This window comes from Corynebacterium dentalis, from assembly GCF_900232865.1.
GTDB classification, from domain to species: domain Bacteria; phylum Actinomycetota; class Actinomycetes; order Mycobacteriales; family Mycobacteriaceae; genus Corynebacterium; species Corynebacterium dentalis.
Genome location: NZ_OCTS01000005.1, coordinates 236,197 through 261,698, shown reverse-complemented (window position 1 = coordinate 261,698; position 25,502 = coordinate 236,197). Strand labels below are relative to the sequence as shown.

Genomic DNA, 25,502 nt, shown 5'->3' with positions numbered 1-25,502 from the left:
AGTCTAGCTGCTTGGTGCGCGCAGATGAGGGAAGGCCTCTTCTAGGATGTCGAGGATCTCCCCACGCAGCGCCTGCCCGCGCCGCATGAGCTCCTGCTGCCTGCGCACGTACTCCGCGCGTCCTGCGGGCTCTTCGATCTTCACCGGAGCAAAGCCCCATTCCTGCAGGTCATACGGGCTTGCCTCCATGTCCAGGACGCGCACATCGCAGGCCAGAGCAAAGGCGCGCAGCCACAGTTCACCGGGCAGCATCGGACCAAGTTTGGTCGCCCATTTGTACACGTCCATGGTGGCGTGCAGGCATCCGGGCTGCTCGAGCTCGGTCTGCGTCTCGCGCGTGGGGCGCAGCTCATTGCGCGGTGCGGCTTGTGGGGTGAAGAAGCGGAATGCGTCAATGTGCGTGCACTTGAGCTGGCTGTTCTCCACCACCTGGTTCGTGCCCTCGGCGCCGAGACGCAGCGGCTCGGGGTGACGCGGCGTATCGCGGTAAACCATTGCCCATTCGTGCAGGCCAAAGCACCCCAGCTGCGGCGGCCGCTGCTTGGTCAGCGAGAGCAACCGGTGCATGTAGCTAATGCTCTTTCCCCGGTCATCCCAGTGCCGCTGCAGATCCAGGCCCCATGCGGCGCCACGTTGTACGTAATGGTCTTTGTAGTGGGGAAGGAGGTGTTGTTTTTCTTCCGACGCCACCTTCGCCTTCTCCCCGGTGTCCTCCATGTCCAGCCAAGTGCCTGCCCCGGGATGCCAGTGAGAGAGTTTGCCTGGGCTAACGGGGTAGTAACTGAACATGAAGTCCCACACGGGGTGGCGCTCGGCGGAGCGCCGACGCTGACGGTGATTCTTCGTCAGCTCGTGGACTTGCTGTTGGTGCTCGTCCCGCAGCGCCATCCAGCGAGCTGCAGGCAACACGGACAAATGTCCTGTGTCACCGGGCTGCTCGTCGGTCTTGCTACTCATCGTGGGTCCAGTCTCGCACCGTACCCACCAACTCCTCAATGATGTCTTCCAACGTCACGATGCCCACGATTGCGCCGTCCTCACCCACAACAGCAGCGACGTGGCTGGAGTGCTGGCGCATGCGGCGCATAGCCACATCAAAGTTCTCATCGAGCGATACTTCGATGAGCTCGCGCACGTCCGTGGAATCCAGCGGGGTGCTGGAGGCTGGCGTGGTGGGATCGGAATCCAAGGCCACATTGTCCAGCACGTCCTTGATGTGGATGTAGCCGATCCACAGGCCGTTGTCTCCGGCCACGGGGAAGCGGGAGAAGCCGGTTTCTTTCACAGCATCCTCAACATCAGAGACCATCAGCTGGGCTCCGTGTTGCTGAATAACTCGCACGTCACGAGCCGGGATCAGCACTTCGCGCAGCGTTCTGCGGGAGCTGCCCAGCGCGTTGGATAGACGATCGGCTTCGGCGGGCGCGATGAGACCCTCGGAACGAGATTCCGCGATCATGCTGGCCAGCTCAGAAGGAGAGACGGTGGAATCCAGCTCGTCCTTTTGCTCCACGCCCACTGCGTGCAGCGTGATGCGGGCGATCCAGTTGAGGAACACCATGATCGGGTGAGCCAGCTTGACGAACAGCAGGTGCGGGCGGATCAGGTACGTTGCTACGGTCTCTGGACCAGCCAGCGCGATGTTCTTCGGCACCATCTCGCCCAAGATGATGTGCAGCACAGTCACGATCAGCAGGGAGATGGCGAAGGAGACCGGATGCAGAAGGTTATCTGGTAGCCCCACCATGTGGAACGGCTTCTCAATCAGGTGGGCAATGGCGGGCTCGCCCACCTTACCCAGCAACACGGAGGCCAACGTGATGCCGAACTGCGCACCAGCCAGTTGAATGGAGAGGTTCTCCGTGGCCTCCAACACCTTGACTGCGCTGCGGTTGCCCGCAGCAATCATGTTGTCCAGGCGATCGCGCCTGGAGGAGATCAGAGCGAACTCCACTCCCACGAAAAACGCATTGAGACCCAGCAGGAATACGGCAAAGATAATGCCCCAAATATCGGAACCCATTACTTCACCTCATTCTTTACTGGTCGCATGCGCACGCGGTCTACTCGACGGTTGTCCATCGAGGTGACCGTGGCTTCCCAACGGTGATCGCCGCCGGTTTCGAAGTTCACATAGTTGCTGGAAGCGATGGGCAGAAGCACCATATCGCCCTCTTGGGGGATGCGCCCCAGAGTCTGCATGACCAAGCCGCCGAGCGTTTCATAAGGACCTTCTGGTGGTGTGTAGCCTACGGACTCCGGCAGCTCGTCAATGCGGACTAGCCCGGAGACTTCCCAGTCCTGTCCGCTGCGCTGAACTTCGGCATCTTCGGCGCGGTTATCGTGCTCATCCCAGACTTCGCCGACAATCTCCTCCACGACGTCTTCGATGGTGACGATGCCTGCGGTACCGCCGTATTCGTCAGCCACCAGTACCAATTGGGAGCCGGCGCTGCGGACGCGGGCGAGCACGTCGTCGCCACCCAAACTGGACGGCACGGTAGGCACGGCGCGCGCCATCTCCAGCACTGGGGTGGTGGCGCGCTCGTTCTGAGCCACGCTGAGGGCATCCTTGACGTGCACCACGCCCACCGTGTCATCGAGGTCGCCGCGAGTGACGGGGAAGCGGGAGTGGCCGGTCTCGATGGCTAACTTAATCAAGTCCAGCGCGGTGTCTTCCACATCGAGAGTGACCACGGTGGACCGGGGTGTCATGATGTCATCCGCGCTGGCGTCGCCGAACTTCAGCGAGCGGTCCAACACGCGGGCCTTACCTGCGGAAAATCCTCCATCGCCCGTTGAGTGGCGAACCAATGCGGAGAGTTCCTGCGGGCTGCGGGCGCTGGCGAGTTCGTCCGCCGGCTCGACGCCAAACTTACGAACCACGAAGTTCGCCGCATCGTTCAGCGCACTAATAAAGCCAGATAGCGCCTTGTTGAAAGCCCACACAGGGCGGATGGTGTAGCGGCCGACCTGCAAAGGGTGGGCAATAGCGAGGTTCTTGGGAACCAGTTCACCGAAGACCATGGACAGTCCCGTGGCGATGATCAACGACAAGATCAGCGCGATGGGCTTGCTGGCCGATTCGCCCAGACCGACCAGATTGAGCAATGGGGTGAAGAATTTAGCCAGAATGGGCTCGGCCAAGTAACCCGTGGCCAAGGTGGTGATGGTGATACCCAGCTGTGCGCCGGACAGCACAAAGCTCAGCTCGCCGTGTGCGCGTCGCAGCAGCTTGGCGGTGCCATCGTCTTTCTGCTTGGCGTGGTCTTCGATCGTGGAGCGCTCCAAGCCCGTCAGGGCAAACTCCACGGCGACGAACAGACCGGTGCATGCCGTCAGGGCCACAAAACCAATGAGGCCGACGATCGATAATACGATCTCCACGAACTAGGCACGTCCCTTCTGGATCTTCAGCATGTCAATCAATGCGCTGGTCTTCAGCTCCGTGGCTGTGACACCCGCCTTCTTCAGCAATGCTCGCGCATCGTCGATGGCATCAGCAAAGCACAGGGTTACGACAGTGCCGGAGGTGCCAGCGCGCGCCGTGCGACCTGCGCGGTGAACGTAGGCCTTGTGTTCAGCGGGCACGTCTACGTGAACCACCAGATCCACGCCGGAAATATCGATACCGCGGGCGGCAATATCGGTGGCTACCAGCACACTGGTATCTCCGGAGGTGAAGCTATCGATGGCGGCGGTTCGGGAGTTCTGCCCCTTGTTGCCATGCAGCGCTACCGCGCGTACTCCGGCCTTGACTAGCTTTTTCGCAAACCGGTCCGCGCCGTGCTTGGTGCGGACAAACATGATGGTCTTGGTGGATTGCTTACCGATAGCCACCACTAGTTGGTTGCGCGATGGGCCATCGGCAACCGGGGTGAGGTAGTGGTCCATGGAATCCACCCGCACCTGCGCCTCACCCGTGGAGTGGGTCACGGGATTGTTCATGTACTTATCCACCAGGATCTGCACATCGCCATCGAGGGTGGCGCTGAACAGCAGGTGTTGAGCGGTACGAGGCACGCGGTTGAGCAGCTTCTTGACCTGCGGAAGAAAGCCCATGTCCGCCATCTGATCCGCTTCATCGAGCGCCACAATCTGCACGTCAGCAAAGGAAATTTCCTTCTGATCCAACAGGTCTTGGGCACGGCCTGGGGTAGCCACCAAGATGTCCACGGGACGAGCCAGTGCGCGGATGTTGTGGGAGATCTTCACTCCGCCCACAACCTCCAGCACACGCTGGCCAGCCGAAGCAGCGATCGGCTCCAAACGGGCACGAATCTGTGCGGCAAGTTCACGGGTCGGCGCCAGAATCAGGGCCCGGGGTGCCTTGGGCTTGGATGCACCCTGCATCAGCGAAGCGATAATCGGCAGACCAAACGTAAACGTCTTTCCAGAACCAGTCGGTCCGCGCCCCAGAATGTCTTGGCCGCCCAATGCCTGCGGAATGGCCTTGGCCTGGATAGGGAAGGGATGCTCGATGCCTTCCTGACGCAAGGCTCTGACCAGCTCCAATGGAAGACCTAAGTCCGCGAAAGTAGTGGAGGTATCCGCCATCACCGAAGGAGCAGCGGCAGGGGCTGGCGCAGACTTTTGCGCCGTGGGCGAGTGGTGAGATGCGCGCTGTTGCCGTTGCGGGCGAGCGCATTGATCCGCGGAACGCTCACCGCGACGCTTCTGTGACTTGCCCTTGCCTTGGCCCTGTGAGGAGCTGGCGTTCGGGCGAGCATTGCGTCGGGAAGAAGAACGGGAAGAATCAGAAACCACGCGGCTACCGCGTCGAACGACCCGGCGCCGCTTGGAAGAGCCAGAAGTCACTTAGGCTTGAACCTCATTTCGGTCGGCTGACCAGAGAGTATGGAATGCGCCCTCGCGGTCGATGCGACCGTAAGTGTGGGCGCCGAAGAAATCGCGCTGACCCTGGATCAGGGCGGCGGGGAGACGATCGGCGCGTAGTGCGTCGTAGTAAGAAAGAGAAGAAGCGAACACAGGAACCGGCAGGCCCTGCAACGTAGCTGTGACAACGATACGGCGCCAAGAATCAATCAGATCCTGCAGCTCGCCATTGAAGTAATCATCCAGCAGCAGGGAAGGCAGCTGCGAATCCTTTTCATAGGCCTCGCGAACACTGTTTAAGAAACGCGCGCGAATGATGCAACCACCGCGCCAGATGGTGGCCATGTTCTTCGGATCAACATTCCAGTCATACTCCTTGGAGCCTGCCTGGATCTGATCGAAGCCCTGCGCGTACGCCACCAACTTGGACGCGTAGAGAGCGCGGCGAACGTCCTCGATGAAACTCTCGCGATCCTCGGGGGCGATGCCCTCTGCCAAAGAACCGGACGGAAGCTTTTCCTGCGCGGCCGCGCGCTGATCGCGAGCAGAAGACAGCGCGCGGGCAAATACAGCCTCGCCGATACCGGTGACAGGAATACCCAGATCCAGCGCGGACTTGACGGTCCACCGGCCGGTGCCCTTCTGACCAGCGGAATCCACGATGATGTCCACCAATGCCTTGCCGGTCTCCGCATCCACCTGTGCCAGCACCTCAGCGGTGATCTCAATCAGGTAACTTTCCAGCGCGCCCTTATTCCACTCACGGAACACCTCGGCAATTTCTGCAGGCTCCATGCCAGCGGAGTAACGCAGCAGGTGGTAGGCCTCGCCGATGACCTGCATGTCCGCGTACTCGATGCCGTTGTGCACCATCTTCACGAAGTGGCCGGCGCCATCTGGGCCAATGTGGGTGCAGCACGGCACGCCATCTACCTGCGCGGAAATGGACTCCAGCAGTGGGCCCAAAGACTCATAGGACTCCTTCGGGCCGCCAGGCATGATTGCCGGACCGTTCAGAGCGCCCTCCTCGCCGCCGGAGATGCCCGCACCGACGAACATCAGGTTGCGCTCAGACATCTCCTTTTCGCGGCGGATCGTGTCCGTGTACAGGGCGTTTCCGCCGTCGATGATGATATCACCCTCATCCATCGCATCAGCCAGCTGGTTGATCACGGCATCGGTACCCGCACCGGCGGCCACCATGATCAGAGCGCGACGGGGACGCTCCAACGAGGCCACGAAATCCTCGATGGTCGCGGATGACACGAAGTTGCCGGTATCCCCGAATTCCTCCATGAATGCCTCGGTCTTGGCGGTGGTGCGGTTGTACACCGCCACCGTGTGGCCGTGGTTCGCAAAGTTCCGGGCGATGTTGGAGCCCATGACGGCCAGCCCAACAACTCCGATCTGAGCGGAACCTGCAGCGGACGCAGTACCGAAAGTGGCAGAAGAATTAGTCATGGTTATACATACTAGCGACCCAAACTCCGATACGGTGAGCCCATGAACGATAACTCGCATGCAGATGTCAGCAAGGACGCCAAGCGCGCCGCTCTGCTTAAGTTCCAGCAGCTTTCGGAAATTGCGGCGCAGCAGGATTTGGATGACTCGCAAATCGCGCAATTCAACAAGGCCAATCGTTTCGATACGAACTTTGACGTGGTCATGGGATCGCAATACATCGAGGTTGGGCCACGAAAGGTCGCTCTGCGCGTGGAGATCACCGCCGAGCACTTGCAGCCGTGGGGGATTACTCACGGTGGTTTGTTGGCCGCGCTGGCGGAGTCCGCAGGTTCTGTGGCTTCGTACCTGGCCGCTGGTGCGGAGCCTGCGGTGATGGGCACCAGCAATCACACGGACTTCCTGCGTCCTTCTGTCAAGGGTGATGTGATTGTGTCGACGGCAACCCCGGAACACCTGGGCAGGAGCACCCATTTGTGGCGTATTGAGCACAAGAATGAGGCGACGGGCAAGTTGGTGGCCTTGACTCAATTGAAAACCGCGGTGGTTCCGAACCTAAAGCCTAAGCGCTAGCGCTGGTTGCATTTTTCTGCGTCGAATACGCCAAAGGCGCCCTCATGCTGAACGCATGGAGGGCGCCTCAGTTCTTCAGAGAGGGCGAACCGAGGATTAGTCGGATACGGCGCGGGTATCGCGGCCTTCGCCGAAACGGAGGTTGTCGCGAACCTCGATGGAGCGGATGCCCTCGTTGTCTTCCATCTCGCGCAGCTTGCGCAGCGCGTTGCGTGCGTGCAGCTGCTGGCGAGTGGCAGTCAGCTGCCAACGGCGACGGGACACGGAGTTCAAGCCCCAGCTGAATGCGGCAACGGCGCGGTTGCGGAATCCCACCATGTACAGCAGGTGCAGAACCAGCCACATCAGCCAGCCCAGGAAGCCGGAAACCTCGGCCTTGTTCATCTTCACCACTGCGTTGAAGCGGGAGACGATGGCCATGGAGCCCTTGTCGAAGTAGTCGAATGGAGGGCGAGAAGATGGGGAGGTGCGGTTTTCCACCTGGTCGATGATGGTGCGCGCAGCGTACTGACCACCCTGCATTGCCACCTGCGCCACACCTGGGAGGCGGTTCAGGTTGATCATGTCTCCGATCATGAAGACATTGCGGTGCTCGCCGACAGTGAGGTCGTCATTGACGGACACGCGACCCGCACGGTCTACCTCGACACCAGCCTGATCGGCGACGTGCTTGCCCAGTGGGGAAGCGGCCACGCCGGCGGACCAGATCTTGCAGTATGCGGGAACGAAGGACTCTTCTGAGGTCTTCATATCCTTCAGGGTCACGCCTTCCTTGGTCACATTGGTGACCAAGGAGTTGGGGATGACATCCACATTGAGCTTTTCCAGGATGCGAGCAGCCTTACGGCCCAAACGCTTGCCGAATGGCATGAGAACGTGCGGTCCACCATCAACCAGCAGGATGCGGGTGTTCTTGGTGTTGATTTCGCGGAACTCGTCGCGCAGAGTGCGGTGAGCCATCTCGGCCAGCTGTCCAGCCAGCTCCACGCCAGTCGGACCTGCACCAACGACGACAAAGGTAAGCAGGCGCTTGCGCTCTTCAGGGTCATCCGTGATCTCTGCGCGCTCGAAAGCGCCAGTGACGCGGGCGCGGATTTCTAGTGCGTCGTCAATGGACTTCATGCCCGGCGCGAACTCGGCGAAGTGCTCATTACCGAAGTAGGACTGCGAAGCGCCAGCGGCGACGATGAGGCTGTCGTATTCCAGGACCTCGTCCTTGCCACCGAGGTCGGCGGTGACAGTCTGTCCTTCCAGGTTCACGTCGCGAACTTCGCCCTTGACGACGCGGACGTTGTCCTGATCAGCCAAGATCTGGCGGATCGAAGGAGCAATCTCGCCCTCGGAGAGGATTCCGGTTGCTACTTGGTACAGCAGCGGCTGAAAGAGGTGGTGGTTGGTGCGGTCAACGATGGTGACGGAGACGTCAGAATCTTTGAACTTCTTTGCTGCGAACAGGCCACCAAAACCCGCTCCGATGATTACGACGTGGTGGCGACCACCTTGCGGGCGATACGGGGTTTTCGACATGCGGAGTTGCTCCTCCAAAATTGCTCACTGTGTTTTGTTTATTGACAAGCGTTCATAAACCTCTGATGTGAGGATCTTCGTCCTATGATAAGCGCCACACGGACAAAGATTCATGTCACGAGGGGGTTAAATGCCTTGACCGTTACCCCGTAGGCACTTAATTGCAGGAAATCGGTTGTGTCGAACGAGGAAAATGTTGGTTTCCTAGTAACTTCGGGGGGACTAGGAGGTGCGCAAACAACCGTGGAACAGTACATCGATGAGCAACGTTGGCCGAATGTGGTTCGGCCACCGCAGGCTCGGTTTCAAGGCTTGCGTGCCCGTGATGTGACAGACCGCCTCGAGGCGCTGCTGAAATCCAATGACATCGCTCTAGATACCAGCAGCGTGCCGAACATGGTGGTGCGCGATGGCCAAGTTATCGATCGCATCGTCGCAGAGGGTTGGCTAGGCCTCGCAGAAGGCTACTTGGCCGGGGAATGGGATGCCGAGCCGCTGCCGGATGTGCTTAACGTGCTGCTCTCCCACGAATGGGAGAAGAAGTCCGGGAAGCTCATGGGATCCTTAGGGTCCAAATCCCAGCGCAATTTCGGCACGGTCCGGCCCGGCGAACTTCCAGAAGGGCTGGTGGAACTGTACGCAGGATCCACTCGAGCCACGGGCAGCGCGCTATTTTCTGCTGCTTCGCGCTCCTCTGCCACAGAGATGGTGGATGTCCAGACAGGATCCTCCAAGCGCTCCACAACTCAATGGCCCATTGACGTGACCTGGTACGGCACTCCGGAATCGGTGGAACGGCTCGATCTCGATGACGCTCAAGTACGACGTATCGAGGCGATGCTGGACGAGGCCGGAGTGGGCCCAGGGGACAGGGTGCTGGAACTTCCCAGCTCCGGTGGTCAGCTGGCCGTTGAAGCCGCACTCCGCGGTGCAAGTGTGGACGTTCTGACCAGCGACGAAGACCACGTGGAACCCGTTGAAGCCCGGGTGCGTGCCGCTGGCGTGGCAGGTGCCGTGCGAGTTATCACCATCGACGGCCCCATTCCGTCTCCTCGGCAATGGTCGGGGACTTATGACGCCATCTTTTCCGTCGAAAGAATGGAAACGTTGGGCCCAGGCGGCATGCGTCACTTCTTGCGGACAATCGATCGCATGTTGGCTGCAGGCGGGCGCGCTGTGGTGCAGACGTGCGTGGCAACGGATGCAATGCGTGAGACCAGTAAGGAAGCTCTCGACGTGATGCGGGCGTACGTCTGGCCCGCGCTGGGATACTCCACCGTCTCAGACATTCGCAATGCCACCGCCAAGCACACCAGCTTGAGCATCAGTGCAGAAAGCCACTTGGGATCGCATCTTGCCGCCACGATCCCTCTGTGGCGCGCGAATTTCGCGGCTAGGGAACGGCAGGCTGCTGCGGCTGGTTTTGATCCCGTGTTCCGCCGCTTGTGGGAATACCAGCTCGCGCTGCACCAGTGCCTCGCGGAAGCTGGCGAACTAGATTGCGTGCAGTTCGTTTTCCGTCCTCGCAGCTAAAAACCTGCTGCAGGATTAATCGCGCAGAACCTTTTTCGGACCCGCGGAGTCATATCCCGTTAGCCATTCAATGATGCGGTCAACCTCTTGCTTCGTGCGCTGCTTGCGCTCTGCTTTGGCCACGTAGTGGGGATACACATCGGCCACTGCCATCGCGAAAATCTTGTGCTCAGCCAGGCACCTCATAATGCATAGTCGTGGAACTTCTGGTGAAAAGCGAAAAATTCCCCGAACTTGCAGCGATGGGTTCGCCAACAAAATAAGATCTCACGCACAGCGTGCCCTGTTTCAGCCGTGGCATTGTCAGAGAAGTAGAAGTATATGTGCAGCCCGCACATCCCGAGCTCGAAAAGTATGGAAAAGAGGCGCATCGGCCGTGAGTTTTCGCCCTACCGCGTACACATCAGAGTCCCCGAACTATACCGAGCCGAACGACGGCGCAGAGACCGAAAGCCAAGTCATCATCGTTGGTGGTGGCCTGGCAGGAATGGTCGCCGCCTATGAAGCCGTGCGCAGCGGTTTGCGCGTGACGGTGGTGGAGCAGGAGGGTCGGCAAAACCTCGGCGCGCAGGCGTTTTGGTCCTTGGGTGGCCTGTTCTACGTGGATAGCCCCGAACAGCGCCTCATGGGAGTCAAGGACAGCGAAGAGCTGGCGTGGCGCGATTGGGAAAACTCGGCACAGTTCGACGATGCGGAAAACGACTACTGGCCGCGCCGGTGGGGCCGCGAGTACGTGCGTTTCGCAGCCCAGGAAAAGCGTGACTACCTCAAGGGGCTGGGCCTGAACGTCTTGCCCACTGTAGGTTGGGCCGAGCGCGGGTCCGGCGACGCTTCCGGTCACGGCAACTCCGTTCCCCGCTTCCACCTCACGTGGGGCACCGGTCCCGAGGTGGTGCGAGTGTTTCGGGAGCCATTGGAGAAGTTCGAGTCCGAAGGCAAGGTCACCTTCCTTTTCCGGCACCAAGTCGATGAACTAATCACAGAAGGCACCCCGGAAGGACCCCGTGTCGTGGGTGTGCGCGGCAGCGTTCTGGCCGAGGACTGCCAAGAGCGAGGAGTTGCCTCCAACCGCGAGGTCACGGGTGAATTCGAACTGCGCGGGCAGGCCGTGGTGGTCACTTCGGGCGGCATCGGCGGAAATTTGGACTTGGTGCGGAAGGCATGGCCAGTCGGGCGTTGGGGAGAGGCACCCAAGGACTTGGTTTGCGGCGTTCCCGCACACGTGGATGGTCGCATGATCCAGATTTCCAAAGATGCGGGTGCTCGCCTGACTAATACGGACCGGATGTGGGCCTACCCAGAAGGCATGATGAACTGGGATCCGATCTGGCCTCAGCACGGCATTCGCATCATCCCCGGGCCGTCATCCATGTGGTTCGACGCAGAGGGTAATCGCCTGCCGAACACAATCATTCCTGGTGGAGACAACCTGGCTGGCGTCGAGCAGATTGGGCGAACGGGGCACGGTTACTCCTGGTTCGTGCTCAACAAGGCGATCGCAGACAAGGAGTTCATCTTCTCCGGTTCCGAACAGAACCCGGACCTGACCATCAAGAAGGTCAAGAACCTGCTGAGCAAGGTGGGACCGGGCACCCATCCGGCGATTCAGGCATTCATGGACAACGGTGAGGACTGGGTCATCGCGGACAACCTGGGTGAGCTGGTCAAGGGCATGAACGAGGTCACCGGAGAGGATGCGCCGCAGATCGATGTGGCTCGCCTGCGCAAGCAGATCGAGGATCGCGACAGCCAGGTGGACAACAAGTTCGGCAAGGACTATCAGGTCAACTACATCCGCACGGCTCGCGGTTACTTGGGCGACAAGATTGTGCGCTGCGCGGCCCCGCACAAGTTGCTGGATGAGGATCAGGGCCCGCTGATCGCGGTGCGTCTGCGCATGCTGACGCGCAAGACGCTGGGCGGTATCGAAACGGATCTGTCCGGCCGTGCGCTGCGCTCCGATGGTTCTGTTCTGCCCGGCCTATTCGCTGCTGGCGAGGTCTCCGGATTCGGTGGTGGTGGCATGCACGGCAAGAATGCGCTGGAGGGCACGTTCTTGGGCGGCTGTATCCACTCCGGCAAGCGGGTTGGAGAAAACCTGCAGTACTTCGTGGATTAGCAGAGTAGCTATGGCACAGGGAGAGTCGGGCATGCATCCATCGACGTGGCAGCAATTCGGGGTTCGCGAGTGGCGACAATCCGTGCTGAAACATCCCGGTTCAGGAGCTCGAGAGGGCGTGGAAGCGTGCCTGTCACGGATCGCGGAGCTCAACCCCACGCTCAACGCGATCCACGTCCTGCTGGATGACGAAGCGCTTCGTACCGCCGATGAGCTGGATCAGCTGGCACTACAGCCTGACTTTCAACCCGGACTCCTCCACGGTGTGCCCATCCTCATCAAGGACGAGATCGACGTGGCCGGAACGCCAACCACCTTCGGCACTGCGGGCAACCCCACCCCGAAAGCGCGCGATTCCCTGCTGGTCAAGCGCTTGCGGGAGGCCGGGGCGATCATCCTCGGCAAGACCCTGATGCCTGCGTTTGGCGCCTTTCCCTTCACGGAGTCCGACGCTTTTGGAATCACCCGGAACCCGTGGGATCCGTCTCGTACACCAGGAGGTTCCTCGGGTGGCTCTGCGGTTGCAGTGGCTGCGCGTATGGTGCCTGCGGCCATCGGCGGCGACGGTGGCGGCTCGATCCGCATTCCGTCCTCGCACTGCGGCACCGTTGGTCTGAAGCCCTGCCGCGGATCGGTCCCCACCGACCCGTATGCAGATTTGTGGATGGAGCTGGGCACCTCCGGGCCGATCGCGCGCTCCGTGGAGTGTTGTTCCCTCATTTTCGACGCCATCGCCACTGATCACACCCGCGATTCTCTCCTCACCAAGAGGGTTGGGCCCCGAAAGCTCGTCATCGGGGTGAACACCACGCCCGCGACTCCCGGTATCAAAGTCCATGATGATCACCTTCGCGCCGTGGCTTATGCCGTGCACAGGCTGCGGGCAAAAGGGCACGAGGTGCGCGAGGTGGATTTTAAACGTCCAGACCCCACCTTGGCATTTGTCACCCAGTTCTACGGTGGAATTCGGGAGGAGATCGCCGGGCTGGAATTCCCTGAGCGGATCGAACCGCGCCACAAGCGCACCAAACTACTGGGCGCGTGGGCCCGGTTCAAGCTCAAGGAATGGGCACGCGAGTACTCGCGGACGTTCGGAGAGACAATGACGCAGAAGCTGGAAGGATTCGACGCTCTGCTGACTCCGACTGTTGCCGATCGCCCGGCGCGCGCGGGCGCGTACCTGAAGACGGGAAGCCTGCGCACCCAGTTGGCCTCGCTGTCGTCCACCGCGTTCGCCGCAGAGTGGAACGTGTCTGGTCATGCAGCAATCTCGCTGCCTGGAGGTATGGGCAGCGACGGGCTGCCCGTCGGCGTTCAGCTGGTGGGTCCACGAGGAGAAGCGGATCTGCTGCAGGTGGCGCAGATTCTGGATTCGGCGATGCTCTACGACGATGCGATTCCGCACTTCCAATGTCCTAGCGCGTAGAAGCTAGCAAGCCTTCAGCGGAAAAACCAGGGGAGAAGTGGGCTAGGAGGAGAGGTTGGCGTCGGAAGAAAAGGCGTGAGGCAGCACACCCGGACGAATCTCATCCATCGCCACCCACTGCTTGCGCAAATCAAAACCATCCGCGCCGGCGATCGTCGGCACCATGCCGCGGTGCAACACCTCACCCAAAGGAGCGGCCGTTCCGTGCGCCAAAACGTGCTCACTTGGAGAGAGAGCTGACGAATAGCCAGCGCGGCCACCCGATCCGGGTGCTCCTCGGCGAAATTGCCGTAAATAAACGGATCGTGCTGCCCATCATCGCCCACCAGAATCCACGTGATATTTGGGAAATCAATCACCAAATTACGCAGCTGCACGCGCTTATGCTCCTGACCAGAGCGGAACATACTCGTCTGCGAAGGTCCCCAGTCCGTGAGCAACATCGGCCCCTTGGGCAAAGCGTGCTTGGCAATGAAATTCACCAAAGAATGAAACGTATTCCATGCGCCCGTGGAGAGATAGAAGAAAGGAATTTCCGGGTGCTCGTCGAGAATCGTCTCATAAAATTCCGTCATGCCTGGCACCGGCTTACGCGCATTGGTGCGGACAAACCACGAGTTATACGCCGCGGTCACGGCGCGGGGGAGCATCGTGACCAGGATCGTGTCATCGATATCTGAGACCACACCGAACCGCGTGCCCGGTTCCAAGATCAGCACCTCGGCATCCACGGGCTCGGCGCCCTCAGCCTCGATCCGCACCGTCTGCCAGCCGGGTTCCAAGCCGTGGTTCTTCACCGGGAAATCCACGTAGCCGCCACTGTTGGTATGAGTATTAACGGTCTCGTTACCAGCCTGAATGGTCACGGGATGATCGCCAACTTGGATGGTGAAGAACTGGCGGAACCCGCGGCGCGGCAGGATATTCTCGCGATCCGGGGCCTTCATCATGACGCGGGCGAAAACGCGAACCTTGTCCACATCGCCGTAGCCGTAGTAACCCGCGAGGCTGGGATGCCACCCCGCCCGCTCGGTATAGCTGATACCAGCGCTATTGATGCGTTTTTCCACGGCGCGCGCGAAGTCAGAGATGGCCATGAACAAGATATTAGGGCAACTCGGGAATTGGCGCGGGAGGGGAGCATGCGTGGAAGCAGCAATGGGGCTGGCTGCAGGATCGCTAATAGTGAGTGACTAGCCAGTGAGCCTTATCGGAAGAATTCAGGCCAGTGCTATAACATGCACGACTGGAGAAAAATAGACAAGGTTTCATAACTAAGTTTCATAACTCATAGGAAATGGAGACTTCGTAGTGTCGTTCGTACGCTCGATGAAAATCGCCTTGGCATTCGTGGGCCTGTTGGTAGGCGCCGGATTTGCCACAGGTAAGGAAGTCATTCAGTACTTTGTATCATTCGGCTATTTGGGAATCGCCGGCGCAGTGATCGCTGGCATCGTGATGGCCGGAGCAGGCGCCGTCATCTTGCAGCTGGGCAGTTACTTCCTGGCTCGTGAGCACAAGTTCGTGTTCAACAACCTGACGCACCCCATCGTGTCCAAGTTCTTGGACTTCGCCGTCACCTTTACCATGTTCACCGTCGGTGTGGTGATGATCGCCGGTGCAGGTTCAACGCTGGACCAGCAGTTCGGATGGCCGGCATGGATCGGCTCGCTGGTCATGGTGGGCATCGTGATGTTCACCGGCCTGATGGATGTGGACAAGGTGTCCAGCATCATCTCTTTCATCACGCCGTTCATCATCATCGCTGTCATCGGTGCATTTATCTACTCGCTGGTGAACTTCCCAGCTGACTTGGGGTCCCTGAGCGAGTTGGCTCAGCAGCAAGAGTCTCCGGTTAAGCCATGGATTCTGTCCGCGTTGAACTACAACGGTCTGGCGCTGGTCCTGGGCGTGTCCATGTGCTTGGTTATCGGTGGTAGCACCGCAAACCCACGCGAGGTGGGCTTGGGTGGCCTCATGGGTGGCCTGCTCTACACAGTCATGCTGTTGATGTCCGCTGTGACTTTGCTGCTGAACATGGACAAGGTTGAAGGCTCTGACGTGCCAATGCTGTCCATGTTTGACACGATCCACCCGATCCTGGCAAGCATCATGGTGTGGGTCATCTACGGGTTGATCTACAACACGTGCATCGGCATGTTCTACGCTCTGGGCCGTCGTCTGACTGCCAAAAGCCCGGGCAAGTACGCGCCGGTCTTCCTGGTCACCTGTGTGGTGGGCTTCGGTATCAGCTTCGTGGGATTCGAGGCTCTGATGACCTACGTCTACCCAGTGATTGGTTACGTGGGCATCCTGACCATCGGCGTGTTGGTGGCGTGGTGGATCAAGAACCGCGAAATGATCAAGAAGGAAGGTCTGCTGCGCGAGGAGATCCACTCCCTCGTGGAAAAGCGTGAGAATCCTGAAGAGGACTTCACCGAGGAGGATCACAAGACCCTATCCTCCAAGCTGGAGGAGTCCGATATGGACAACACCGGCGAGGTCATTGAGGCTGAGGTGTGCGACGATGATTCCAGCGAAGAAGACGAAGATTCTTCGTCCGACGCCAACTCCGACGCCGCTAAGACTTCTTACTAGCTGCAGCGCTAGTCAGCGCTAGCTTGTGCAGGGCTAGATCCTGACAGGGGTCATGCCTTGTAAGGAAAGCTTGTGCAGGGCCTGGGCTCCGATCCTTTATCGGAGCCCAGGCCCTTTTTGTTTATGCCGGTGCCGGGTTGGGCCGGTGCCTGCTCAGGTGACTGTTTGGATGGGCGCGTGTTTGGTCCGGTGCCCCATTGGCCTGGCGCCTGCTAGTTTTGGCGCCTTCTCTGGGCTGCATATGCACAATGATCCCCCGGAAGTGCCACCCAGTTTGCATTTTCCCAGGTCGCGGAAAGCGTCTTGGCACTTCCGGGGGATCGTTGTGCTAAACGGGGACAACGGTGGGAGAGGCGGGGGAGTTTGGCGTCGGGCAAAAGAAAATGCCCACCGCCATGAAGCGATGGGCATCTAGCCGGACTCGATCAGAGCTTAACGAGGGCTGACGGTACCGAACTTGGAAGCAACAGGGGCGATCAGCAGTGGACGTGTTGCGAACAGCGCGCCGATGGTGATCAACAGAGCGCCGACGGCCCACAGGAAGCCACCCCAGCCCTCAGCCGGAGTGCCAGCGAACATGTGGTTCAGGTTTTTCAGCATGCCGGTGGTAACAACCAAGAAAACGTGACCGATGATGAAGACAACGAAGAACAGCATGGTGGGGAAGTGGATCTTACGAGCCAGTGGAGCTGGGTAGATCTTGTTCAGCTTGTCTGCCTTCTTTGGCCACCACTCGCTCATACGCAGGCCGGTGATGATCGCCAGAGGAGCGGCGATGAACACGACGATGCCGTAGGTGAGCTGCTGCAAGCTGTTGTAGTTAACCCAGCCGTTCTCCGCTGGCCAATCCATGGATGCGTACTGCAGTGCCGCGGACAGAGCGTTCGGGAAGACTTCCCAGCTGGTAGGGATGATGCGTGCCCAGTGGCCGCTGACGAAGAGCATCACGATGAATAGCACGCCGTTGACGATCCACAGGATATCCAAGGAGGTGTGTAGCCAGAGGTTGATGCTGATCTTCTTGCCGCCCTTCTTTGGCTGCCACACAGCCGGTGGCTTCTGCTGCTGACGCACGCGCAGACCGGACTGGATGATCAGGGCCATGAAGAAGAAGTTCAAGAAGTGGGTCCAGCGTGCCCACCAAGGGAAACCGGGCTCCACGAAGTCAGGCAAGTGGTACTCGCCTGGGTACTTGTCCATCCAGCTGGACACGGAGTCCAGGCCGGTGAGCCAGCGAGCGCCGAAGATGACGATGGCCGCGAGGACCACGACACCGGCGATGGTGATGCCAGCGATCTTGCCCCATTGGCCGAGGGTACGATCGCCAATGACAACTGGCTCGCGCTTCTTCTTCGGCTTTTCCTTTGGCTTGTTCTGGGCGGCCTGCTGAACAGGAGCCTTGCCACCTGCAGCGGGAGCGCCAGCCGCTGGAGCGCCTGGTGCGGATGGAGCAGAAGGAGCGCCTGCAGCTGGGGCGCCGGGAGCGCCCGGAGCAGAAGGTGCACCTGGGGCAGAAGGAGCCTTAGGGGCACCGGGAGCACCCGGTGCGGAAGGGGAGAAGGCAGAGGGGGCGGGCGGAGCGCCCGGTGCGCCAGGAGCAGATGGAGCACCCGGTGCGGACGGTGCCTTTGGCGCAGCCGGAGCAGAAGGAGCTCCAGGAGCGGATGCTCCCTCGGAAGCCGCTGGTGCAGACGGTGCAGAAGCAGCCGGGGCAGCAGGTGCACCAGGAGCTCCCGGTGCACCTGGAGCGCTTGGGGCGCTTGGGGCGCCAAGCTTCAGCGGGCCACCGCCATTGGTGGCCGCAGCGGTAGGTGCTTCCGCTGCGGACTCGTTAGTAGTGGACTCAGCGGCAGGCGCTTGAGGAGCCTCAGGGGCCTGAGCGGCCTCAGCTGGCTCGGGGTTACTAGGTGCCGGGGCATTGGCCGCCGGTGCTGGCGCCGATGGCGCACCCGGCGCCTGGGCGACTGCCGGGTTCAGCTTGAGTGGCTGACCCTTGGCATCATCGTTGGACATATGTAGTCTCCTGCAGATTGAGGCTCGTCATAGCTCTGGTTATATAACCTTAGCCCATATAATTTACATCACTCAAAGAGTGTAGTTGAGCATTCGCCACACCTTGAAGTTGCCTTGAGTTCGCCCGCAATGCGAAAGCCCAGGGCAGGCCTTCAAAAGCTAAAGTGTCATAATGTATATTATCGGCTATTTGTGACCTTAGGTGGAGAAAGTGGTGCACAGTGAGTTGCTTGGCGTTTCTGCCGTGTGGCGGATGCGCCTTATGTCCGGTTCGGCGACATTGGGCATGCTCACTACTGTGTGCCCTGAGCACCACCTGGCTTCTCTATCGACTTGTCGATGATCTAAGACGCACTACGTATTTCCGGCCACTCAAACTACTTAACGGTCAAACAGATCGAGATTCTCTCTAGAGCTCACTATGGAAATCTGCCCACCTGGCTCAAAGCTCAACTGAGATGAGCCTGGCGTTGAAAATGGAAAGCCGCCCGGGAGGCCACCGGGCGCTGATAATGGCCACCAGCCTCCCTATTTGCGTGGCCAATTGCTCACCTTAGTTTCGTCACGTGTGACGAAACGACGTCCGTATTCGGGGCGAGCAATCGACCATCCCATAGCTTTCCATCACGCGTGTATAAATGGTTGGTGGTCGGCGAACCACCGAGCTACACACCGTTCACCACAAGAACCCACAAACATTCAAGGAGCTTCTCACCATGACGAAAATCTTGATCGCACTCACCGCCGCCGATCACTGGACCCTCAAGGATGGCACCGAGCATCCCACCGGTTTCTGGGCGGAGGAATTTGTGGTTCCTCATGATATTTTTTCCGACGCAGGATATGAGATCACCATCGCTACACCTGGTGGCAAAACTCCTGTCGTGGATCAGCTGAGCTTGAAGGTTTCCGGTGGCGTACTTCCATCCACGGCGAAGAAGATGAAGGAACGGCTCGAAGAACTCAAGCCAGCCTTAGAAAATGCCGCTGACCTGCATGAATTGAGTGCAGATGACTTTGACGGGGTGTTTTACCCAGGTGGACACGGACCGATGGAAGACCTCTCCGTAGATAAGGCTTCTGGCAAGATTCTCATTGACCAGCTCGCTTCAGGTGGCCAGCTGGGACTTCTGTGCCATTCCCCTGCGGCACTGCTAGCAACAGTCGATGAGCAGGGCAATACCCCGTTCGCCGGACGCAAGGTTACCGGCCTGTCGAACGTCGAAGAGCGCATCAACCCGTTCGGATGGAAGGCCAAGTGGTACCTCGAAGACAAACTGAAGGAAGCCGGTCTTTCCTACAGCAAGGGATTCCCGCTGCGTTCCAACGTGGTTCAGGACGGAAACCTCTACACGGGCCAGAATCCGCAATCCTCCAAGGAATTAGCTGAGTTAATGGTTGCTACCCGCAACCTTGGCTAATTAGCTCTGTTTCATAAAACGCCGCACGCTGAACAATTCCGGAGACTTCAGCGACCCCTGCTAGCCACTACCCTGTCGCCTACTACCCCGTCGCCGCGGCGATCTGATCCGCCATGATCGTCCCGGCGACCGTGAAGTAAATAACCAGGCCGGTGGCATCCACCAAAGTAGACACGACTGGCGTCGAAAAGACCGCGGGATCTACGCCCAACTTCCGTGCCAACAACGGCAACACGCCGCCCACGATGCATGCCCAGGTACAAATGGCCACGATGGTGATGGAGATTGTGGAAGCCACTGGCAGGGCATAGATCCAGAAAATGACCGGAAAAATCACCACGCCAAGGAACATTCCCAGGAGGAAGCCCACGCGGATTTCGCGCCAAATCACCCGTGCCACGTCGCTGGGCCGTACCTCGTTGACGGCCAGTGCGCGCACCACCGAACTAGCAGCCTGAGCGCCAGCGTTGCCGCCCGTACCGATGATCATCGGCACGAACACGCTCAAAACCACCACCGCCTCCAGCGTGGATTCGAAAAACTCCATCACATTGATGGTCAGAAAAGCCGCGAGAATCAGCAGTACTAACCACGTGCCGCGCTTCCTCGCCAGCGTGAGCACCGTTGCCTTCAGGTACGGCTCCTTCAGCGGCTCCGAACCGCCGGAACGGTACGCATCCTCGGTGGCCTCGAACTCCAGGACCTCCATGGCATCGTCGACGGTGATCAAGCCCAGAATCCGCTCTTCGTCGTCTACCACCGGCAGCGCCAGCAAGTCAGCTTCCTGCATCAGGCGTGCCGCGACCTCCTGGTCCTCGGATGCCTTGACCTGGAATTTCTCCCGGTGCATGATCTGCTCGATCTGCGTTCCCGTGGGAGCCGCAACCACTGCGGACAGTGACACCGTGCCCAACAGACGGCGAGAATTATCCGCCACCGGAACCACCGCGATATCGGAATCGATCACCGTGGAATCGTGATGGTCATCCGCCGAAGATTGCGCCTGTGCGTTGCGCTGAATCTTGTCAAGCGCTTCTTCTCGGGTCGCAGCTGGGGCGAGAACTGTTGGCGTCGGAACCATAAGACGCCCCGCCGACTCCGCAGGGTAACCCAACAAATCCGAAACGAAACTCCGCTCGCTGGCGGGCAGACCCTCCATGAGACGCGCCGCGACTTTGGCCGGAATCTCATCCAGCAACTCCGCCTGATCATCTGGCGCCAGCGACCGCAACATGCTCGCCGTCTCCCCCTCCACCAGGCCAGAGAGCAACTCCGCCTGCACCGGAGGGTCCATGTATTCAAAGACGTGCAGCGCCCGATCCTTCGGCAGCACACGGAACGCAACCGCCATCTGCGCGGGCGTGAGGCGGTGCAGTTCCTCGGCGATAATCACCGAGGGCTTGCCGTCCAGCCAGTCGCGGACCTCGTCCATCTTTTCCGTTTCGACGACAGACTTCAGCGGTTTCTGAGCAGCCGGGCTCATTACTGGTTATCCCTCTGGTGGGTGGTCCACAGCTGGAAGACGGTCACCGCGAGAAACAGACCACACACTGCGGCAAACAGGTAGTTCACCCAGTTGCTAGCGGTGATCAGCAGAAATCCGATGAAAAACGCGAGCACCACGCTACGCATGATGCGGGAATAGAAAACCATTTGCGGGGACATAGATCTAGCTTAAACGCCCGTCACTGCGGCGGGTGGGAAGGCTGGCTATCTGCGGAGATTGGGGGCGTGAGCGACCGCGTAAATTGCTGCGCTAGCCGCGCTTCTGGAAGACCAAGAGGAGATCGATGGTGCCCTCATCGTCGATGACAGCGGCCACGAATTCCCCGGCTTCGATATCGAAGTCGCTGCGCTTGACCGGGATATTGCCCTCGATGATCACGCTCTCCGCGGTGCGCAGGGCGGTGAGCTCGGTGGTGATTTCTTTGGTTTTGCCGTGCAGCGTGAGGTCTCCTGTGACTTTCACGGTGCCGACGGTGCCGTCGCTAGGCAGGTGGGACAAGTCCGCTGGTTTGGTGACGGTGAACTCGGCGGTTGGGTAGGAATCAGTGTGCAGGATGTCCCGGCGGACGTTGACATCGCGGCGCTGGTTGTCCGAGCTGATATCGCCCACGTCTACCTTGACCGTGCCCTCCACCAGCGTGTCATTTTCTACGCGCAGCTCGCCATGCACGCTTTCGCCATCGTGGTTGTCTGCGCGGCCGGAGGTGGTCTTGTCTTCCGCAGGGAGTTTCTCGAAGAAGGTATATCCCGCCTGCGTGCTGTTGGAACCGTAGCCCTCTACCGTGAACCAGGTGCCATCCATGCCGATGCTGGCTGGCTCGCCACCGTTGGCCAGGTTTGCGGTCTGCAGGCCCTTATCGTTGAGCACGCGGTACGCGAGCGGACCGAAGGCGAAAAGCAGACTGGCAATGATGCCGATGACACCGAGCGTGATGATTCCCTTACGCATAAATATCAGCCTAGCCCTCCGTCGCAGATTCTCTAACCCGGCAGTGTATGCGGTGCGGAGTGTGGCTGAGCGCTGCGAACGGTCAGTGAATCATTCCGCTTGGCCACGTAGCTTCTCGATGCGCCGGGCGATGTCCACCAGCTCTGTGGCCAGCTCGGATATCGAGGCTGCATCCTCGCCTTCCGAAACGGCAGTCTGGATATCTTCCGCAGCGCATCGGAGCTCGAAGAGTTCGTCCAAAAGTTGGTTCGCGGAGCTGGCGGAGTAAATCACGGCATCGGCGGGAATGCCCGTTCCGGTCAAGTTTTTCCGCTGTTCGTAGGCGCGCTGTTTGCACGATGGCGAGCAGTACTTCCGTGGCCTACCCGTGCCGCTTTCTCCCAGCTCGCGGCCGCACCAGTGGCAATGCTGTGGGCGGGTGCGGGAAGTAGCGGAGCTCATGGGAACAAATCCTAGTGTTGGTTCGTTGAGTTCATGGTGACCGAATCCTCCTTGAGGCATCTATCCCTACAGTTTCCGGGTAAGATGAAGTGGTTTACGGTCAGATTGTGAATAATCTATTTGAGGAGTGAGGCATAAATGGCAGATCGCGTATTGCGTGGCAGCCGAATGGGCGCGGTTTCTTATGAGACGGATCGCGACCATGACCTGGCACCTCGCCGCATGGTGAAGTACCAAACCGATAGCGGTGAGGTCTTTGAGGTGCCGTTTGCCGACGATGCAGAAATCCCTAACGAGTGGATGTGCAAGAACGGCCAGCCGGGCACTCTCATGGAGGGCGATGGACAGGAGTCCAAGCCGGTAAAGCCTCCCCGCACCCACTGGGACATGCTGCGTGAGCGTCGCTCCCTCGAAGAGCTGGACGTGCTGCTGGAAGAGCGCGTGGAGTTGCTCCGCAAGCGCCGTCGCAATGCCGTGAAGCTCATGAAGGAGCAGGAAGCAGCCAAGAACGCCTAAAGCCTTAGGCGTTGCAGGTTCGCTGACAAGCACGAAGGCCGGGCACCACGAATAAACGTGGCGGCCGGCCTTTCGCATGGCCGTAGCGCGAAAAGCTACTTGGTGAACATATTCTTCACGGTGCCCGTGCCAATACGGGAGAACTCCGTCACCAAGTTCTTCACCTGGTCATAGCGGTGAGCCACTCCCCACTTAGTGACCTGCAACATTGCCTCGGTGACAATGTTGCCGCTCATCTTGGACTCGCCCAGCTCACGCTCGGTGAAGGTGATAGGAACCTCGCGCACGTCGAAGCCCAGCTCCACAGCGCGGAAAGCCAAGTCCACCTGGAAGACGTAGCCCGCGACACCCAAAGTGTCCAGATCAATCTCTTCCAGTACATCGCGGCGGTACGCGCGGTAGCCACCGGTGATATCGGACAACCCGGCGCCCAGCGCCAGCGAGGAGTAGATGTTGCCACCGCGGGACAGAAGCTGGCGGCTAACTGGCCAGTTCACGGTCTTGCCGCCACGCACGTAGCGGGAACCCAGAACCATCTCAGCGCCGTTATCGATGCGGTCCAGAAGCAGATGGAGCTGCTCGGGCGCGTGGGAGCCGTCGGCATCCATTTCACAAAGGATTTCGTAGTCGCGCTCCAAGCCCCACTTGAAGCCAGCAACATAGGCGCCTGCCAGGCCACCCTTGCCTTCGCGGTGCATGACATGGATGCGGTCGTCGTTGGCCGCCAGTTCCTCGGCCTTGTCTCCGGTGCCGTCCGGGCTGGAATCGTCGACCACCAGCACGTTGACGCGCTCTGGCTCTGCGGTGAGCAGGCGGTCGATGATGAGAGGCAGATTCTCGAGTTCGTTGAACGTCGGAATGATAACCAGCGTCTTTTCGCTGAGTTTCGCCATGTCTATGTGCAACCTTTCTTAGCGGGTGTGATGACCCAATACCGTAACGATACTAATTACTTCTTCCGGGTTGTGCGCTGACGGACACCCGAATTGGCCTTCTTGTTCTTATTGTTTTTCTTAGCGGGCACATTTCTTCCCGACGTCACTTCCCGCGGACGCGCCATTATGCCCACCAGAACACAGAGCAGACCAGCTGCTGCGAGCACCCATTCCACCCAGGGGCCGATGCGAGCAGACACAGTGAGGTTCTGGTGAAGCGGGAGCTCCGCGCTGAGCGAATCGGCTTCGAAGATGTGCGTCTGCTGGCCGACGGATCCGTCCGGCTGCACTATCGCGGAGACACCGGAAGTCGCGGCTACCACGAGTGAGCGATCGTATTCGATGGCTCGCATCCGGCTCATCGCCAGTTGCTGGTAGGTCATGTCCGTAAAACCGAAGGTCGCGTTGTTGGTGGGAGTGGTCAGCAATTGAGCGCCATCGCGCACGGAGGTGCGGAACGCATCGTCGAAGCTGATCTCGTAACAGGTGGCGATGCCCACGGGTATATCGCCGCCGTGTGCCTGCTCGGAGGTGGTCTGCACGTGTACCAGACCGTTGCCCTGCCCCGGCTGGAAGTTTCCAGCGCGATCCACCAGCGGGGTGATCTTGCGGAGCAGATCCCGCAGCGGCATGTATTCACCGAAGGGCTGCAGGAAGCGCTTATCGTGAATATCCATGGGGCCTTGCTCCGTCCACACCACCATGCGGTTGTGCTCTGGGGTCACTGTTCCCAACAAGATTGGCGCATGGATCGCGGCTACCGCGTCACCGATGATCTGGGCAGCATCCTGGCTGGTGATGGGATTCACGTCAGAGGCGTTTTCCGGCCAGATCACGATGTCTGGCTGGGGCTGCTCTCCCCTTTCCACCGCTTCCGCCAGCTTGTGTGTCTGGCGCGCATGATTATCCAGAACGGCCCGGCGTTGGGAAGCGAAATCCAGGCCCAACCGAGGAACATTGCCTTGGATGGCGGCCACGCGCACAGTGGGAGTTTTGCCCCCGTTTTCGTCCCAAGGATTAATCTGTGCGGTCTGGCTGAGCACCAATCCCACAGCCACGGTCACGATAAGCGTGATCGCGGAAGGCAGCAGCAAAGAGGCCTGCTGAACAGGGCGGAGTTGGCGTCGGAAAAAAGGAAAACGACCAGCCACAACGGTCCAGAACAACCATGCCAGCGCTGCGCCAGAAAGTACCGTCACGAAGGTGACCAACGCGGGGCCACCGAGGCGAATCCACCAGGCCAAAGGACCGCCGATCTGCCCCCATGCCAACCGGGCCCAGGGAAACCCGCCGAAAGGCCAGGCAGCGCGCAGTAACTCCGTGGCCACGAACCACGCGGCGGTGGCAATACCCGAGACGACGATGTTGGTCGTCGTGGTACCGAGGGCCGGCGAGCGGTACAAGTAGCGCAGGCCCACGCCAAAAGCCAGCGAATATAGCGACTGAACCGCAGCCAAAGCGATCCATGCATACCATCCCACGAACTCGCCAACCCAGGGCAAAAGCAGGAGGTAGAGAACCAGACCTTGCAGCCACGCAGCGAAGATAGCGTTACGCGGCGTGACCGCGCCGAAGAACAGCGCCATACCCAAAGGAGCAGCCCACCACAGGCCGGTGGGCTGGAAAGACGCGAAAAGCATGAGCCCGG

General features: G+C 59.8%; 21 protein-coding genes and 1 pseudogene. 7 read left to right on the top strand and 15 right to left on the bottom strand.

Annotated elements, in window-relative coordinates; genetic code table 11:
• Window positions 1-3: 3 nt before the first annotated feature.
• The 5 genes from CS919_RS07160 to gnd all read right to left on the bottom strand — a co-directional run bounded on the left by CS919_RS07160 (window position 4) and on the right by gnd (window position 6,297).
• A complete protein-coding gene (locus CS919_RS07160) occupies window positions 4-888 on the bottom strand; it encodes a 3-methyladenine DNA glycosylase (RefSeq protein ID WP_099298855.1) in 885 nt (294 codons plus the stop codon).
• Window positions 889-949: 61 nt separating this feature from the next.
• Window positions 950-2,023: a hemolysin family protein gene (locus tag CS919_RS07155; protein ID WP_099298786.1), complete on the bottom strand. Its 1,074-nt coding sequence runs from the start codon at window positions 2,021-2,023 to the stop codon at window positions 950-952.
• Window positions 2,023-3,387: a hemolysin family protein gene (locus CS919_RS07150; RefSeq protein ID WP_099298785.1), complete on the bottom strand. Its 1,365-nt coding sequence runs from the start codon at window positions 3,385-3,387 to the stop codon at window positions 2,023-2,025. The genes CS919_RS07155 and CS919_RS07150 overlap by 1 nt, the downstream gene beginning before the upstream one ends.
• Before the next feature lie 3 nt (window positions 3,388-3,390).
• The gene (locus CS919_RS07145; RefSeq protein ID WP_099298854.1) at window positions 3,391-4,557 is read right to left on the bottom strand and encodes a DEAD/DEAH box helicase; all 1,167 of its coding nucleotides are present in this window, start codon (window positions 4,555-4,557) and stop codon (window positions 3,391-3,393) included.
• A gap of 261 nt (window positions 4,558-4,818) precedes the next feature.
• The gene (gene gnd / locus CS919_RS07140) at window positions 4,819-6,297 is read right to left on the bottom strand and encodes an NADP-dependent phosphogluconate dehydrogenase (protein ID WP_099298784.1); all 1,479 of its coding nucleotides are present in this window, start codon (window positions 6,295-6,297) and stop codon (window positions 4,819-4,821) included.
• A 42-nt stretch (window positions 6,298-6,339) separates the two neighbouring features.
• Here gnd and CS919_RS07135 point away from each other — a divergent pair, with 42 nt between their 5' ends.
• Window positions 6,340-6,870 carry a PaaI family thioesterase gene (locus CS919_RS07135; RefSeq protein WP_099298783.1) on the top strand — a complete coding sequence of 177 codons (531 nt, stop codon included), beginning with the start codon at window positions 6,340-6,342 and terminating at the stop codon, window positions 6,868-6,870.
• A 96-nt stretch (window positions 6,871-6,966) separates the two neighbouring features.
• On the opposite strand, the gene CS919_RS07130 is transcribed toward CS919_RS07135, so the two are convergent.
• Entirely contained in the window at window positions 6,967-8,397 is a 1,431-nt protein-coding gene (locus CS919_RS07130) for an NAD(P)/FAD-dependent oxidoreductase (protein ID WP_099298782.1), read from the bottom strand.
• 243 nt (window positions 8,398-8,640) lie between these two features.
• Here CS919_RS07130 and CS919_RS07125 point away from each other — a divergent pair, with 243 nt between their 5' ends.
• Complete coding sequence (locus tag CS919_RS07125) at window positions 8,641-9,930, top strand: cyclopropane-fatty-acyl-phospholipid synthase family protein (protein ID WP_099298781.1); 1,290 nt, start codon at window positions 8,641-8,643, stop codon at window positions 9,928-9,930.
• A gap of 15 nt (window positions 9,931-9,945) precedes the next feature.
• Here CS919_RS07125 and CS919_RS07120 read toward each other — a convergent pair whose 3' ends face one another.
• Window positions 9,946-10,116 (bottom strand): DUF2200 family protein, encoded by a 171-nt coding sequence (locus CS919_RS07120; protein WP_200818356.1) that lies wholly within the window; start codon window positions 10,114-10,116, stop codon window positions 9,946-9,948.
• A 190-nt stretch (window positions 10,117-10,306) separates the two neighbouring features.
• On the opposite strand from CS919_RS07120, the gene CS919_RS07110 reads away from it, so the two are divergent.
• Both CS919_RS07110 and CS919_RS07105 read left to right on the top strand, forming a co-directional pair.
• The gene (locus CS919_RS07110; RefSeq protein WP_268803749.1) at window positions 10,307-12,049 is read left to right on the top strand and encodes an FAD-binding dehydrogenase; all 1,743 of its coding nucleotides are present in this window, start codon (window positions 10,307-10,309) and stop codon (window positions 12,047-12,049) included.
• A 31-nt stretch (window positions 12,050-12,080) separates the two neighbouring features.
• The gene (locus tag CS919_RS07105; RefSeq protein WP_099298851.1) at window positions 12,081-13,475 is read left to right on the top strand and encodes an amidase family protein; all 1,395 of its coding nucleotides are present in this window, start codon (window positions 12,081-12,083) and stop codon (window positions 13,473-13,475) included.
• Between the two features lie 42 nt (window positions 13,476-13,517).
• Here the strand turns inward: CS919_RS07105 and CS919_RS07100 are convergent.
• Window positions 13,518-14,572: pseudogene (locus CS919_RS07100) on the bottom strand (App1 family protein phosphatidate phosphatase).
• Window positions 14,573-14,804: 232 nt separating this feature from the next.
• Between CS919_RS07100 and CS919_RS07095 the strand changes: the two are divergent.
• Window positions 14,805-16,073, top strand: coding sequence for a YkvI family membrane protein (locus CS919_RS07095; protein WP_099298779.1), 1,269 nt, complete (start codon window positions 14,805-14,807; stop codon window positions 16,071-16,073).
• A gap of 432 nt (window positions 16,074-16,505) precedes the next feature.
• Here the strand turns inward: CS919_RS07095 and CS919_RS07090 are convergent, their stop codons facing one another.
• Window positions 16,506-18,086 carry a cytochrome b/b6 domain-containing protein gene (locus tag CS919_RS07090; protein WP_099298778.1) on the bottom strand — a complete coding sequence of 527 codons (1,581 nt, stop codon included), beginning with the start codon at window positions 18,084-18,086 and terminating at the stop codon, window positions 16,506-16,508.
• Between the two features lie 716 nt (window positions 18,087-18,802).
• Between CS919_RS07090 and CS919_RS07085 the strand changes: the two genes are divergently transcribed.
• Window positions 18,803-19,507 (top strand): type 1 glutamine amidotransferase domain-containing protein, encoded by a 705-nt coding sequence (locus CS919_RS07085; RefSeq protein ID WP_099298777.1) that lies wholly within the window; start codon window positions 18,803-18,805, stop codon window positions 19,505-19,507.
• Window positions 19,508-19,589: 82 nt separating this feature from the next.
• Here CS919_RS07085 and mgtE read toward each other — a convergent pair whose 3' ends face one another.
• The 4 genes from mgtE to CS919_RS07065 all read right to left on the bottom strand — a co-directional run bounded on the left by mgtE (window position 19,590) and on the right by CS919_RS07065 (window position 22,403).
• A complete protein-coding gene (gene mgtE, locus CS919_RS07080; protein WP_099298776.1) occupies window positions 19,590-20,990 on the bottom strand; it encodes a magnesium transporter in 1,401 nt (466 codons plus the stop codon).
• Window positions 20,990-21,172 carry a hypothetical protein gene (locus CS919_RS07075; protein WP_099298775.1) on the bottom strand — a complete coding sequence of 61 codons (183 nt, stop codon included), beginning with the start codon at window positions 21,170-21,172 and terminating at the stop codon, window positions 20,990-20,992. Before CS919_RS07075 ends, mgtE begins: the two co-directional genes overlap by 1 nt.
• 91 nt (window positions 21,173-21,263) lie before the next feature.
• Window positions 21,264-21,962, bottom strand: coding sequence for a YceI family protein (locus CS919_RS07070; RefSeq protein WP_099298774.1), 699 nt, complete (start codon window positions 21,960-21,962; stop codon window positions 21,264-21,266).
• 90 nt (window positions 21,963-22,052) lie between these two features.
• Window positions 22,053-22,403: a hypothetical protein gene (locus tag CS919_RS07065; RefSeq protein ID WP_099298773.1), complete on the bottom strand. Its 351-nt coding sequence runs from the start codon at window positions 22,401-22,403 to the stop codon at window positions 22,053-22,055.
• 138 nt (window positions 22,404-22,541) lie between these two features.
• Between CS919_RS07065 and CS919_RS07060 the strand changes: the two genes are divergently transcribed.
• Window positions 22,542-22,919 (top strand): RNA polymerase-binding protein RbpA, encoded by a 378-nt coding sequence (locus CS919_RS07060; protein WP_099298772.1) that lies wholly within the window; start codon window positions 22,542-22,544, stop codon window positions 22,917-22,919.
• A 95-nt stretch (window positions 22,920-23,014) separates the two neighbouring features.
• Here the strand turns inward: CS919_RS07060 and CS919_RS07055 are convergent, their stop codons facing one another.
• Together CS919_RS07055 and lnt are read right to left on the bottom strand one after the other, a co-directional pair.
• Window positions 23,015-23,812, bottom strand: coding sequence for a polyprenol monophosphomannose synthase (locus CS919_RS07055; protein ID WP_099298771.1), 798 nt, complete (start codon window positions 23,810-23,812; stop codon window positions 23,015-23,017).
• 56 nt (window positions 23,813-23,868) lie between these two features.
• Window positions 23,869-25,494: an apolipoprotein N-acyltransferase gene (gene lnt, locus CS919_RS07050; protein WP_099298850.1), complete on the bottom strand. Its 1,626-nt coding sequence runs from the start codon at window positions 25,492-25,494 to the stop codon at window positions 23,869-23,871.
• Window positions 25,495-25,502 lie beyond the last annotated feature (8 nt).